This window comes from Zoogloea sp. LCSB751 (assembly GCF_002028455.1).
Lineage (GTDB): Bacteria > Pseudomonadota > Gammaproteobacteria > Burkholderiales > Rhodocyclaceae > Zoogloea.
Window position 1 is genome coordinate 58,773 of record NZ_MWUM01000026.1, and the last position, 13,066, is coordinate 71,838.

12 protein-coding genes are annotated in these 13,066 nt (G+C 63.1%); 6 read left to right on the forward strand and 6 right to left on the reverse strand.

Annotated elements, in window-relative coordinates:
* The first annotated feature begins 86 nt into the window (after positions 1-86).
* Positions 87-248: a helix-turn-helix domain-containing protein gene (locus B4920_RS21470; protein WP_216819982.1), complete on the forward strand. Its 162-nt coding sequence runs from the start codon at positions 87-89 to the stop codon at positions 246-248.
* Positions 249-329: 81 nt separating this feature from the next.
* Here the strand turns inward: B4920_RS21470 and B4920_RS21475 are convergent, their stop codons facing one another.
* Positions 330-617, reverse strand: a complete 288-nt coding sequence (locus tag B4920_RS21475; protein ID WP_079436730.1) for a hypothetical protein — start codon at positions 615-617, stop codon at positions 330-332.
* A gap of 686 nt (positions 618-1,303) precedes the next feature.
* Here B4920_RS21475 and B4920_RS21480 point away from each other — a divergent pair.
* Positions 1,304-1,882 carry a GNAT family N-acetyltransferase gene (locus B4920_RS21480; protein WP_079436731.1) on the forward strand — a complete coding sequence of 193 codons (579 nt, stop codon included), beginning with the start codon at positions 1,304-1,306 and terminating at the stop codon, positions 1,880-1,882.
* Positions 1,883-2,001: 119 nt separating this feature from the next.
* Here the strand turns inward: B4920_RS21480 and B4920_RS29555 are convergent, their stop codons facing one another.
* The gene (locus tag B4920_RS29555) at positions 2,002-2,178 is read right to left on the reverse strand and encodes a hypothetical protein (RefSeq protein ID WP_161493362.1); all 177 of its coding nucleotides are present in this window, start codon (positions 2,176-2,178) and stop codon (positions 2,002-2,004) included.
* Positions 2,179-2,602: 424 nt separating this feature from the next.
* Between B4920_RS29555 and B4920_RS21485 the strand changes: the two genes are divergently transcribed.
* Positions 2,603-3,628, forward strand: coding sequence for a MerR family transcriptional regulator (locus B4920_RS21485; RefSeq protein ID WP_079436732.1), 1,026 nt, complete (start codon positions 2,603-2,605; stop codon positions 3,626-3,628).
* Between the two features lie 162 nt (positions 3,629-3,790).
* Positions 3,791-6,151, forward strand: coding sequence for a DNA topoisomerase IV subunit A (parC, locus tag B4920_RS21490; RefSeq protein WP_079436733.1), 2,361 nt, complete (start codon positions 3,791-3,793; stop codon positions 6,149-6,151).
* Positions 6,152-6,230: 79 nt separating this feature from the next.
* Here parC and B4920_RS21495 read toward each other — a convergent pair whose 3' ends face one another.
* Both B4920_RS21495 and B4920_RS21500 read right to left on the reverse strand, forming a co-directional pair.
* Complete coding sequence (locus B4920_RS21495; protein ID WP_079436734.1) at positions 6,231-6,584, reverse strand: response regulator; 354 nt, start codon at positions 6,582-6,584, stop codon at positions 6,231-6,233.
* 4 nt (positions 6,585-6,588) lie between these two features.
* Positions 6,589-8,286: an ATP-binding protein gene (locus B4920_RS21500; RefSeq protein ID WP_079436735.1), complete on the reverse strand. Its 1,698-nt coding sequence runs from the start codon at positions 8,284-8,286 to the stop codon at positions 6,589-6,591.
* Positions 8,287-8,544: 258 nt separating this feature from the next.
* Here B4920_RS21500 and B4920_RS21505 point away from each other — a divergent pair, with 258 nt between their 5' ends.
* On the forward strand, positions 8,545-11,430 hold the full coding sequence (locus B4920_RS21505) for an EAL domain-containing protein (protein WP_161493363.1): 2,886 nt from the start codon (positions 8,545-8,547) through the stop codon (positions 11,428-11,430).
* Between the two features lie 107 nt (positions 11,431-11,537).
* On the forward strand, positions 11,538-12,275 hold the full coding sequence (locus B4920_RS21510; protein ID WP_079436737.1) for an SDR family oxidoreductase: 738 nt from the start codon (positions 11,538-11,540) through the stop codon (positions 12,273-12,275).
* Between the two features lie 15 nt (positions 12,276-12,290).
* Here B4920_RS21510 and B4920_RS21515 read toward each other — a convergent pair whose 3' ends face one another.
* Both B4920_RS21515 and B4920_RS29560 read right to left on the reverse strand, forming a co-directional pair.
* Positions 12,291-12,668, reverse strand: a complete 378-nt coding sequence (locus tag B4920_RS21515; RefSeq protein WP_079436738.1) for a hypothetical protein — start codon at positions 12,666-12,668, stop codon at positions 12,291-12,293.
* Positions 12,669-12,748: 80 nt separating this feature from the next.
* Positions 12,749-13,066: hypothetical protein (locus B4920_RS29560; protein WP_216819983.1), on the reverse strand; the 318-nt coding region annotated here is incomplete at its 5' end.

The window sequence follows — 13,066 nt, forward strand, 5'->3', positions numbered from 1 at the left end:
TTGTTGTCGTGCCGCTGTCGGCATGCTGTCGTTCTCAATTCATGCGCTTTCCGGAACACTGGAGGCTGTGAAATCAAGGAGTCTCCATGCTTGTCCAAAAACTCAGGCTGCAACGCGGCTGGTCGCAGCAGCAACTTGCTGAACTCAGCGGCCTCAGTGCACGAACCATTCAACGTATTGAAGGCGGTCAGACTGCAAGCGCTGAAGCGTTTGGGAAGGCCACTGTGAGCATCTGGCGGGCTACCTGAACGAAGCATGTTGCCGCCGTCTCTTGAGAAGCTGCAGAGCGCTCGATGATCAAGGGAGCGGCAACATGAACATTTCCGCCATTACTCCTTGATGTGCACTGCCCTCTCTTCACGCCACCTCGTCTGAATCGCTTCCATCAGTTCCCGCAGTTCCCCCGCAATCATCGCGCAGGCCCACAGGTAGTTCTCCTGACCATCCGCATCCATGCGCCGGAAGACATCCCCCGCGTTGCCATGGGTCATTGCCAGAAGCGCCTGCAACTGGGCCTGTCGTGCGGTGAGTTGATCGGTGAGGGCGAGCGCGTCGGCCGTGCTGGCAAGCACGTAAATCGGACTCGCGGGGGCGGGAAAGCGCATCGGCGTGCTCATGCCGTGGCCCTCCTCGTCACGTGCGACGAATGAGCTGAATGTGAAGCAAAAGAAACAGATGCAATCGGCACGCGCACGTCTGCGCGCCCTTCGACGTGAATGGTCATGAGGTGTTACTCCTTTGCTGCGGTTTGCATCTCCGCCACCCACTTCTCACGGTGGGCGGCGGAACCGTGCGGGGGTGAGAATACCGGGCAAAGGAACCGGCCAGCCTTGCGGCTGCCCCGCACGGCCCGCCATTGGACAGGCGCAGCCATGCTCCGACAAGAAAAAGCCGCGTCGAAACGCGGCCTTCATCGGCCTTTGCAATCCGGGTTCTCACGCCCGATCACCATTGTTTAGGTGACGTGGTCGAGTATCGATCCGGTGGTGGACGGGCGTCAAGTGGAATGATTGATCGGGCTTGGTGGGGCAGTCGGAGGGGAGGTGCGAGTGACGCAGTGCATAGTGAAACCGACAGGAGAAATGCCATTCTGCTGAGAATCAGCAGACGTAAGAATTGGGTAGATGATAACGGCCTATGGTCACCTGTTACTGACGCCTATACGACGACGATGCGCCAGCAACGCCCCACGGATGAGTCTAGTTCCATATACGTGGAAAGACGTAGACGACAATACGTGAGGGTTTTCAGTGATCGATATTCGTGAAAATAAGGACTTGAATTGGTTTGGCAGGCCTCTTAAATGAACAACTTTCCCACCATCACGACTCCAAGACTCATCCTCCGAGACTTCAATGAAACTGATGCAGCAGCTATTTTTGAGCTGTTCTCTGATGATCGGGTAACAGAGTTCTACGATTTCGGCACATTTTCAAATGTCGAACAAGCAAACAAGCTCATAGCGGCAAATATCCGCCGCAATGCGGTACAAGACGGAAGCAGTCTCAGGTGGGCAATTTGTTTGGCAGACACCCCAGAACGTGTCATAGGATCTTGTGGTTTTCACTCGACCAACCGGAATTTTCATTCCATCGAGATCGGGTACGACCTCCGCCCAGATCACTGGGGGAATGGCTATGCTTTTGAGGCTGTTTCACAGATGCTGAGCTTCTGCTTTTCGAGCCACATCCCCTTTCATGTCAATCGAGTTTCCGCCACAACCGATCTGGACAGTCGAAAATCAATCGCCCTATTGAAAAGAATAGGCTTCTCTGAAGAAGGAGTTCTTCGCCAATATGGGTTCTGGAAAAATCAATTTCACGACGTTCGATTGTTTTCTTTTCTACGTGAGGAATGGGAGAAAAATGAGAGATTCACCTGACTCTTTCTAAGGACTTCCCTGCCAATGGATTTCACACCGCGCTCGCGATGCACGGACAATCGGCACCGCCCAACAGATCTTTATCCCCCTTGAACACAATCAATCCCCAATGCACATATTCAAAGATGGTCGCGCCCCCCTCCTAGAGTTTCTTCGTAATCTAATGCCACAGGCGGCGCTTCTCTCATTTGCTCTTGTCGCGGGATACAAGCTTCAGCCGACATGCTGCTATCTAGAAAATGCACAACAAACCACGATTTTCTTTTGCTTTCTCGCCGTTTGGTTAGCAGCAGCATGGGCAAATTCGTCGCTCTTTATTGAGAAGTACCTCATATCGGTTAGGCGTATCGCTCGTGCATCGAGACTGCTTGTTCGGCTAGGTGTTACCGGCCGTCGTAATCTCAGAGCTCTTCTTGCTTATGCACTACGCAAACAACGCATAGTTTTTGTCGAAGCGGTCGTTGTCTTCGTCGTGGTGGAGTTTGGCTTAGTCGCTGTCACCGTGTCAGCAATCAGTTCTGCTACAGCGCTACTGAAGCTCCTACATGGCCAACATCCATGAAGGCTTGTGACACTGGACCTGTTTTAACAAGAATGCGGCCCCGGGGAACGATTCAACCCCTCACTTGACCTCCGCCGCATCCCATGATGAATCATCCCTTGACCCTCACGCCACGTCAGCCCTCAGCCTTGTCGTACGCATGAACCGGAGAGCATTCGATGCTGCTTAAAGTGGGCGATCTCGCCAGGCGTTGCGGACTCACCGTCCGGACGCTGCATCACTACGACGCCATCGGCCTGCTTGCCCCGTCTGCGCGTTCCGAGGCCGGTTATCGCTTGTATGACCGGGACGACATCGCAAGGCTGCATCAGATCCAGGCTTTGCGTCGTTTCGGCCTGTCCCTGGCCGATATCGGGGCTGTACTGGCAAGGCCCGACTCCTCGCTTGCGTCCATCGTGCAGCAGCAGATCGGCATGCTCGACACGCAGATCGAGCAGGCGATGGACTTGCGCAGCCGCTTGTCCCGCTTGCAGGATCAGTTGCGGCGGGGCGATGAGCCGGAACTTGCCGAATGGCTGACGACACTGGAAAGGATGACCATGTACGACAAGTATTTTTCGCAGGACGAACTCGCCCGTCTGCCCCTCTACCAGGGCGGCAAAACGGCGGAGACGGAATGGCGGGGCTTGGTGGATGAGGTGCGTGCGCTGATGGCGCGCGGGATCGCGCCACAGAGCGACGAGGCGCAGGAGGTATCGAAGCGCTGGATGGCGATGGTCGAGCGCGATACGGATCGGGACCCGCGCCTGCTGGCAAAACTGAACGCGATGCATCTCAACGAGCCTTCAGTGCAAGCCCAGACCGGCATCACGCCGGAACTGATGGCCTTCGTGCTGCAGGCGAATGCGGAGAGCAAGCTGCGCATCTACGCCAAGTATCTGTCGCCCGAAGAGTTCGCCTTCATGCGCGAGCACTACGGCAAACACACTTACGAGTGGCCTGAGCTGATCGGGGCGCTACGCGAGCACATGGAGCAAGGCAGCGCGCCCGACACCCCGGCGGTGCAGCAGCTGGCCCTGCGCTGGCTGTCCTTTTTCCGCTCCTATGCGGGCGATAACCCGGAAACCCACGCCAAGATCCGCCTGGCCCATGAGAAGGAGCCGGAGCTGATGGCGGGCAGCCTGATCGATGCGACGCTGCTGGGCTTCGTGAAGGATGCCATGGCCCACCTCAAACCCCGCTGACGGGTTCGCGCATGGGCCATCCGCAGCGCGGATGTGCCTGTCGCACGCCCTATACAGCAGGCGAAGCGCGGTGCCTGTGGTATTTTTGCGGCCTTCGTCGCGCCAAGCCCGGCGCGCGCAACTCCGGCGGCCCCTGCGCCGCCCGCCGTAACACACTGCACCATGAACGAAACTCCGGATCTTTTCGATTCCCTTCTGCCGGAGGCCGACGAGCCGCCGGCACCGCCGCCGCCCCCCGCGGCCCCCTTGCAGGGCAGCGACGACGCCCTGCCCCTCGATCAATATGCCGAGCGTGCTTACCTTGCCTACGCGATGAGCGTGGTGAAGGCCCGCGCGCTGCCGCAGGTGGAGGACGGCCTCAAGCCGGTGCAGCGCCGCATCCTGTTCGCGATGAACGAGATGCGCCTGTCGCCGACCTCCAAGCACGTGAAGTCGGCCCGCGTGGTCGGCGACGTGATCGGTAAGTACCACCCCCACGGCGACAGCAGCGTCTACGACGCGATGGTGCGGGTGGCCCAGGATTTCTCGCTGCGCTATCCGCTGGTGGATGGCCAGGGCAACTTCGGCTCCCGCGACGGCGATTCCGCAGCGGCGATGCGTTACACCGAATGCCGCCTGACGCCGATTGCCGAGCTGCTGCTGTCGGAGATCGACCGCGGCACGGTGGATTTCCGCCCCAACTACGACGGCGCATTTGAAGAGCCGCAGCTGCTGCCGGCCCGCCTGCCCTTCGTGCTGCTCAACGGCGCGTCCGGCATCGCGGTCGGCATGGCCACCGAAATCCCGTCCCACAACCTGCGGGAAGTGGCCGACGCGGCGATCCACGCCATCGAGCATCCGGCCGCCAACGTGGCCGACCTGATGCAGCACATCAAGGGCCCGGACTTCCCCGGCGGCGGCCAGCTCATCTCGCCGGCGGCGGACATCCGCCAGGCTTACGAGACGGGCCGTGGCAGCCTCAAGCTGCGTGCGCGCTGGGTGATCGAGGATCTGGCCCGTGGCCAGTGGCAGCTGGTCGTTACCGAGCTGCCGCCGGGCGTGTCGGCGCAGAAGGTGTTGTTCGAGATCGAGACGCTGACCAACCCGCAGCCCAAGACCGGCAAGAAATCCATAGACGCCGACCAGGCCCAGCTCAAGGCGCTGATGCTCGGCGCCCTCGACCGGGTGCGCGACGAGTCGGGCAAGGACGCGCCGGTGCGGCTGGTCTTCGAGCCGAAGAGCCGCAACCAGGACGTGGCCGAGTTCGCCAACCTGCTGCTGTCCCACACCAGCCTGGAAACCTCGGCGTCGATCAACCTGGTGATGATCGGCCTGGACGGCCGGCCGGGGCAGAAGAACCTGGCCGACATCCTGCACGAATGGGGCCGCTTCCGCGTCATCACGGTGCGCCGCCGCACCGGGCACCGCCTCGGGCAGGTGAACGACCGCATCCACATCCTGGAAGGCCGTCACATCGTCTTCCTGAACATCGACGAGGTGATCCGCATCATCCGCGAGTCGGACGAACCCAAGCCGGCGCTGATCGCCCGTTTCGACCTGTCCGACCGCCAGGCCGAGGACATCCTGGAAATCCGCCTGCGCCAACTGGCCCGCCTCGAAGGCATCAAGATCGAGCGCGAGCTGGCCGAGCTGCGCGGCGAGAAGTCCGAGCTGGAAGCCCTGCTCGCCGACGAGCACAAGCTGCGCAAGCTGGTCATCAAGGAGATTCGCGCCGACGCCACCAAGTACGGCGACGCGCGCCGCACGCTGGTGGAAGAAGCCGCCCGCGCCGGCGTGACGCAAACCGTGCTCGACGAGCCGGTGACGGTGATCGTCTCCGAAAAGGGCTGGGTGCGCTGCCGCAACGGCCACGGCGTGGATCTGGCCAACGTCAGCTTCAAGGACGGCGACCGCCTCGGCGCGGCCTTCGAATGCCGCAGCGTGGATGCGCTGATCGCCATCACCGATGGTGGCCGCGCATTGACGGTGGCGGTATCAACGCTTCCGGATGGGCGCGGCAACGGCTCGCCGCTGGCCTCGCTCATTGAACTGCCCAGCGGCAGCAAGATCGCCCACGTGCTGGCCGGCCCGGCCGACAAGCGCGTGCTGCTGGCCAGCACCGACGGCTACGGCTTCATGTGCCGCCTCGCCGACATGACCGCCACCAAGCGCGCCGGCAAGCAGTTCGTGACCATCGACGACAAGGCCAAGCTGCTGGCGCCGGTGCTCTTCGACGATGGCGCCGATCTGCACCTGGCTGCGCTGTCGTCGGACGATCACCTGCTGATCTTCGGCCTCGACCAGATGAAGGAGCTGTCCGGCGGCGGCCGCGGCGTGATCATCATGGGCCTCAATGACGGGCAGACGCTGGCGTCCGTCTGCGTGGCGGGCGAGTCGATCACACTGCTCGCCAGCACGCGAGGCGGCAAGGCGGTGGAGAGCACGCTGCCGAAGAAGGAGTGGGAAAGCTGGATTGGCAAGCGCGCCCGCAAGGGCAAGCAGGCACCGGGACGCTCCCAGGCCAGCGCGCTGCGCGGCGACTGACGGGCTCTCTTCTGCCCCTGTGGGGGCGAATTCATTCGCCCCCACAGCAGTTCCCCGCCCCCACAGTGGCGCCCTGTCCCTACAGCAGTTTCAACGCGCTCAGCAGGCTTTGGCGGTTGATCGGCTTGATGAGCAGTTCGTCGAAGCCGGCGGCAAGGATCGCATTGCGTTCGCTGGGCAGTGCGTGGGCGGTGTAAGCCACGATCAGCAGCTGCGCCCAGGCCGGGGTCTTGCGTAGCTGCGCACAGACTTCCATGCCACTGACGCCCGGCATGCTGATGTCCAGCAGCAAGGCATCCACCGGATGCTCCCGCAGCTGGGCGAGCGCAGCGTCCCCGCTGTCCGCCTCGAACACCTCGCATCCCGCCTGCTTCAGCAAGACGCTGGGCAGCGTGCGATTGATCTTCTGGTCATCGACGATCAGGACTCTCATCGGCTCACACCTGTTCAGGCACGGAATGGGCTGCCAGCGGCAAGCGAACGACAAACTCGCTGCCCTGTTCCGGACGGGACGTGAGGGTCACGTCCCCGCCCATCAGTGTAACCAGTTCCTTGACCAAGGCCAGCCCGAGGCCGGTGCCCTGATGGCGCCGGGTCAGGAAGCCGTCCACCTGGCGGAAGCGCTCGAACACATGAGGCTGCATGTCCTCAGGAATCCCGCAGCCGCTATCCGCCACGGCGATGCGCAGCGCCTCCCCGTCACGCCCGACCTGCACACGTACGCTCCCCCGGTCGGTGAACTTGATCGCGTTGTTCAGCAGGTTATTGAGGATCTGGGCCAGCCGGGTGGCGTCGCAGACGAACTCGGCCGGCACGTCGGGAGCAATGTCCAGGCGCAACTCGAGCCCCTTGTCTTCGGCCGGCGGGTAATGGGTGCGCACGATGCGTTCGAGCAGCGCTTGCAGGTGCTCCTGGCGCAATTCCAGGTCCATCTTGCCGGACTCGATCTTGGCCAGATCGAGGATGGAATTGACCAGCTCGAGCAGATGGTGGCTGCTGTCGAGGATGATGCCGGCAAACTCCTTGTTGGTGTCCTCCGAGGTGTCGCGCAGAAATTCGGCGTACCCCATGATTCCGTTCAGCGGCGTACGCAGTTCATGGGACATGGACGCCAGGAACTCCGACTTCATGCGGTTGGCCGCCTCGGCCTTGATCTGGCTTTCGCGCAGCGCGTCCGAAATTCGATACTGGCGGCTGAGCAGATGGATCGACAGGCCACCGAACAGGAGGACCACCAGCGTCATTCCCCCCGCGTACACCATGTAGCCGCGGCGGCGCTCATGGAACTCGGCCAGCGCCTCGTTCTCGTCCACGCCGACCGCCACCGCCAGCGGATATTCCTTCAGAGCCCGGTAGCTGTAGAAGCGCTTGACGCCATCCGCCACGCTGGTGGAGCGGTAACTACCGCTTGTCGCCTGATCCCATACCGTCATCAGCGGACTGCCCGTGATGTTCTGTCCGACCTCGTTGTTGTCGCCGACACGCCGTGCCCGGACGATGCCATCGCGGCCGACCAGCGAAACCACGCCCCGGTGGCCGAGTTCCACGCCGCTGTAGAAGTCGGAAAAGTAATAAGGATCGACCGAGATCACCACCACGCCGCCGAAGCTGCCGTCCGGCTTGTTGATACGTCGCGTCATCTGGATCGACCACTTGCCCGATGCCCGCCCGAGCACCGGCTTGCTGACGAACAGCTGGTTGGTATCCCGCTCCTGGTGAACACGGAAATGCTCCCGGTCCGACAGGTCCATGACCTTGTGGTTGGGCAGGTTGCTGAGGATGTAGATGCCCTTCTCGTCGATCACCCCCAGCTGGTTGAAGATGCTGCTGATGATCATCCCTTCCCGCACGTACTCGGCGATGTTCACCTTGTCGCCGTATTTCTCGTACTGGAACTTCAGGAAGAGCACCGCCTGATCGACGCTCTTGATCGTGCGGATGGTGTGTTCTTCAAAGGCCCGCGCCAGGTTCAGGTTCTCGGTATTGACCGAACGGATGACCAGTTCCTCTTCCGCTGCCGCCTTGTAAAGGACGGCCCCCCAGATCAGTCCGGTCAGGGCCAGGACGAGCAGCAGGATGGGTGCAAACACACGCACGCGGCGGCCGACGGTAAGCGGAGCGTAAGAAGAAGGCATGGATTCGGGAAGCCAAACGGGTCGCCCGCCGCACAGAAGCGTATCCGGCACCCACGGGCCATGCCGGGGAGCATCGGCAGCCCGCTGGGCGTCTTGAGCACGGCCAACCGCAAAAAAAGCACACGAGGCGCCATTCTACCGGCACGCGAAAGCGGAAGCCTAAAGGTAGAATACTACTTTAGATATATATTGCGACGCTGTTCACATAATTTGGCGTTTCGACGCCTACAAGACTCCAGCCAGCCCCAACAGCCCGTAATGACATTTCACCTGACAGACCGCAACCTGCCCCGCTACCACCTGTTTGGGACACTGATCGTGGTCGTCACCCTGGCGCTCACGCTGGGCGCCAGCTTCCTGTGGATCGGCGTCAACCAGCACCAGCAGAGCATCGACCGCCTGGAGCACGGTTTCGGGATGCAGAAGCAGGAACGCCTGCGCGGCGAGATGGCGGCCGCCATCGGCTACCTGGATTTCGTTCATTCCCGCACCGAGATGGTCCTGCAGGAAGCCCTGCGCGACCGCGTCGACATGGCCATGCAGACCGCCCAGGCGATCTACCAGCGGGAGCATAGGCGTCGCCCCGAAGCTGAAGTGAAGCGTCTCATCGTCGAGGCCCTGCGCCCCCAACGGTTTTACGATGGGCGCGGCTACTTCTTCATCGACGGCCTGGATGGTGAGTGCATCCTGCTGCCGATCGCGCCGGAACGGGAAGGCAGCTCCCTGTGGAACAACCAGGACGACGCTGGCCACTACATCATGCGCGGCCTGGCCGAAACGGCCCGCAACAAGCCGGATGGCGGCTACTCGTCCTACCGTTGGTATTCGCCCGACAATCCCAAAGAGATGTCCGACAAGCTGGCCTACGTGCGCCTGTTCAAGCCCTATGGTTGGGTCATCGGCACCGGCGACTACCTCTACAAATGGCAGGACATGCGCATGCGCGAGGGTCTGGAGCGCCTGCGTGCCTGGAAGTTTGGCGATACCGGCAGCTTCATCGCCATCAGCCAGAACGGCCAGTTGCTGCTCCAGCCCCAATGGCCGGAGTTCGAGGGCAAGCACTTCATGGAAGTCGGCACGCCGGAGGAAAAGAAGGTCCGCGCAGCACTGATCAAGGTCGCCACCGAAGGCGGTGGATTCCTCGAATACCCGTGGCTCAATCGGGCCAGAAACACGACCAGCCTGCGCACTGCCTACGTTCAGGTATACCGCCCGTGGAAGATGATCGTCATCGCCTCGGTGTTCGAGGAGGAGATGCAGGGCACCTTCAACGCCGAACGGGAGGCCACCCTGCAGGCCCTGTCCCGGCAGGTCCCCTTCCTCGCCGCCGCCGCGCTGACCGCCATCATGCTGGCCATCGGCGCATCGGTGCTGTTCTCCCGCTGGATGAGCGGGCTGCTGGGCAATTACCGGCGGGAACTCGACGAGCACAGCCGTGCCCTTGAAAAGCAGGCCCAACAGCTGCGGCTGGCCGGCCACGTTTTCGAGAGCAGCAAGGAGGGCATCGTCATCACCGACCCGGACAGCCGCATCCTCGCCGTCAACCCGGCCTTCTGCGCGATCACCGGCCGCACACCGAACGAGGTCGTCGGACAACGCCCCAACATCCTGGCCTCTGGCGAGCACGACGCCGCCTTCTATCGCGCCATGTGGAAATCCATCCGGGAAACCGGCTCATGGACCGGCGAAATCCGCAACCGCCGCAAGGACGGCGCCGTCTACCCGGAGCTGATCAGCATCAGCTCCGTGCGTGACCCGGCCGGCAAGGTTCTGCACTACGTGGGCACCTTCCTCGACATCACCGAACGCAAGGAGGCCGAGGAGCAGATCCGCCAGCTGGCCGAATACGACCCGCTGACCCAGTTGCCCAACCGAAGCCTGCTCAACAAGCGCCTCACCGACGCGGTCGCGCAGGCTCGTCGGGAAGCCCGGCAACTGGGCGTACTGTTCATCGACCTCGACCGCTTCAAGAACATCAACGACTCCCTCGGCCATCCCATCGGCGACCGGATGCTGCAGGCCGTGGCCGACCGCCTGCGCCACCTGGTGCGGGAGAGCGACACCGTGAGCCGCCTGGGCGGCGACGAATTCGTGGTGGTGCTGACCCATCTGGATGGCCCGTCCCACGTGCTGCCGGCAGCGCGCAAGATCCTTGCGGCCCTCGGCCAGCCCTACTACATCGACGAGCACGAGCTGCAGATCACGCCCAGCATCGGCATCACCCTGTTCCCCGACAACGGCCAGGACGGCGAGACCCTGCTAAAGAACGCCGACACGGCGATGTACCACGCCAAGAACAGCGGGCGTAACACCTTCCAGTTCTTCACCCCCGAGTTCAACGAGTGGGTCATGGAACGCCTGCAGGTCGAAAACGGGCTGCGCCACGCGCTGGCCCGCAAGGAACTGTTGCTGCACTACCAACCGCAGGTGGATCTTGCCAGCGGCACCATCGTCGGCTGCGAGGCGCTGTTGCGCTGGCTGCCGACTGGCGGCGCATTGATCCCGCCGGACCGCTTCATCCCGGTCGCCGAGGAAACCGGCCTGATCCACAGCATCGGCAGCTGGGTCCTCGACGAGGCCTGTCGTCAGCTGCGCGAGTGGGATGCCGACGACGCACGCCCCATCCACATGGCGGTGAACGTGGCGGTGCCCCAGCTCCGCCAGCGCAACTTCGTCGGCCTGGTGCGCGACACCCTGCAGCGCCACGGCCTCAGCCCCCAGCGTCTGGAGATCGAGGTCACGGAGAGCGTCTTCCTGAACCACGACGAGCAGATCCGCCAGACCCTGCAGAGCCTGGCCGACCTCGGTGTGCAGCTGTCCCTGGACGACTTCGGCACCGGTTACTCCAGCCTGTCCTACCTGCGCAACTTCCGCTTCGACGTGCTGAAGATCGACAAGTCCTTCGTCTCGGAACTGCACTGCAACCAGGACGACATCACGCTGATCCGCGCCATCGTCAGCATCGCCCGCGACATGTCGCTGGTGACCGTCGCCGAGGGCATCGAATCGGAGGAGCAGCAGCACATCCTGCACGAGCTCGGCTGCATGATCGGCCAGGGCTACCACTTCTCGCGCCCGGTCGGCGCCGATCAAATGGGCCGGCTGATCAGCCAGCCCGTGGGGGAAAGTTCGCTCGCCCAATAAAGTCCCAAAGGCAGGCAACCCCGTGGGGTCGACTTGATTCGCTCCCGGAGAGCACAGGCAGGGCAAAGAGCGGCTAACATCCGGGTTCCGCAACCCGATCTCGCCCCATGATCAAAGCCCTCCTCACCGGACACAGCCGCGGCCTCGGCACTGCCATTGCCGACGCCCTGCTGGCCCGCGGCATTCCGCTGTTGGCCCTTGCCCGGAGCGGCAATCCGCAGCTGTGCTCCGCTCATCCTGACCTGCTCCAGGAAGTGTCGCTCGATTTCTCCGACACGCCATCCCTGCAAGCCTGGCTGCACACGCCGGCGCTGCGCGACTTCTTCGCTGACGCAGAGAGCGCGCTGCTGATCAACAATGCCGGCCTGCTCCAACCTGTCGGGCTGGTCGGCGAGGCCGATGCCACGGCGATCGCCCACGCGGTGGCGGTCAATGTGACGGCCCCGCTGCTGCTGACCAATGCCTTCGTGGCCACCACACGCCACTGTGCCGACCGGCGTGTCGTGCATATTTCCAGCGGCGCGGCGCGCAGCCCCTACGCGGGCTGGAGCGTGTATTGCGCGACCAAGGCCGCCCTCGACCACCAGGCCCGGGCGATGGCCGCCGAGCACCTGCCCGGCCTGCGCGTTGCCAGCCTGGCACCGGGCGTCGTGGATACCGCCATGCAGGCGGAAATCCGCGCCAGCAGCGTGGAACAGTTTCCGCAGAAGGGCCGTTTCGAAGCCCTGAAGAATAGCGGCCAGCTGACCTCTCCGGACAAGGCCGCCCAGCGCCTGGTGAATTACCTGCTCGGGCCGAACTTCGGCGACGTGGTGGACGGCGACCTGCGCCACCTGCCGGACTGAAGGCCCGCGCCGGCCTCAGCCGTCGGTCGGCATATCGAGCATGTGTTCGCACTCCACCATCATCGTCTGGCCGACGTCGGATTGATGGTTGGGGTCCAGCGCCTCCATCATCTCGTGGGTGATGTGCAAACCCACCTCGCGGGACACCGAACCCGCCACCTGGCGGGCCAGCTGGTCGCTCAACTCCGACAGGTGCTTGCGCTCCTCCAGCGGCAGGCTGCGCTTGCTGCGTCCCAGCCAGTCGGCGACCAGCGTTGCCCCCTGGGCCCCGGTCAACCACTGGCCGTGCTCGTAATGCACCGACAGGCGCTCGGCGACGAGGGCGAAGATCAGCGCCACGCGCAGCCCCCGCTCCGTCACCGCCGAGCGCAGGCCTTTTTCCAGACTGCTCATGCGAGGGACTCCGTTTTCCACATGGGGGCGGACCATAGCACGATCGGCGCCCCGATCCTGGATCCGCAATGGCTACCAGGCTAGGCGCTGACGGACGGACAAGCGCTCTTGAGTGCGCCGTAGGCATCCTTCACCCCTTTGTAGGCCGGCCTGACCTCCCCTATCCCGGTCGTCCTCACCCATGCCAGCTCGCCGGCGCGTGCCTGCTGCAGCATGCGGCTGCGGATCTGGCGATAGTGCCGCAGCGCTTCCTTGAAGGCCTGCACCGCCTGCCGCCCGGCCGCGTCCTGCACGCTGCGCTCGATCTGCACCAGCTGCGCATCGACGACCCCATCCAGTGCCTCGATGCGCTCCACGTGCGGCAGCGCCTGCTCGCGGCTGCGGGAATTGACCACCAG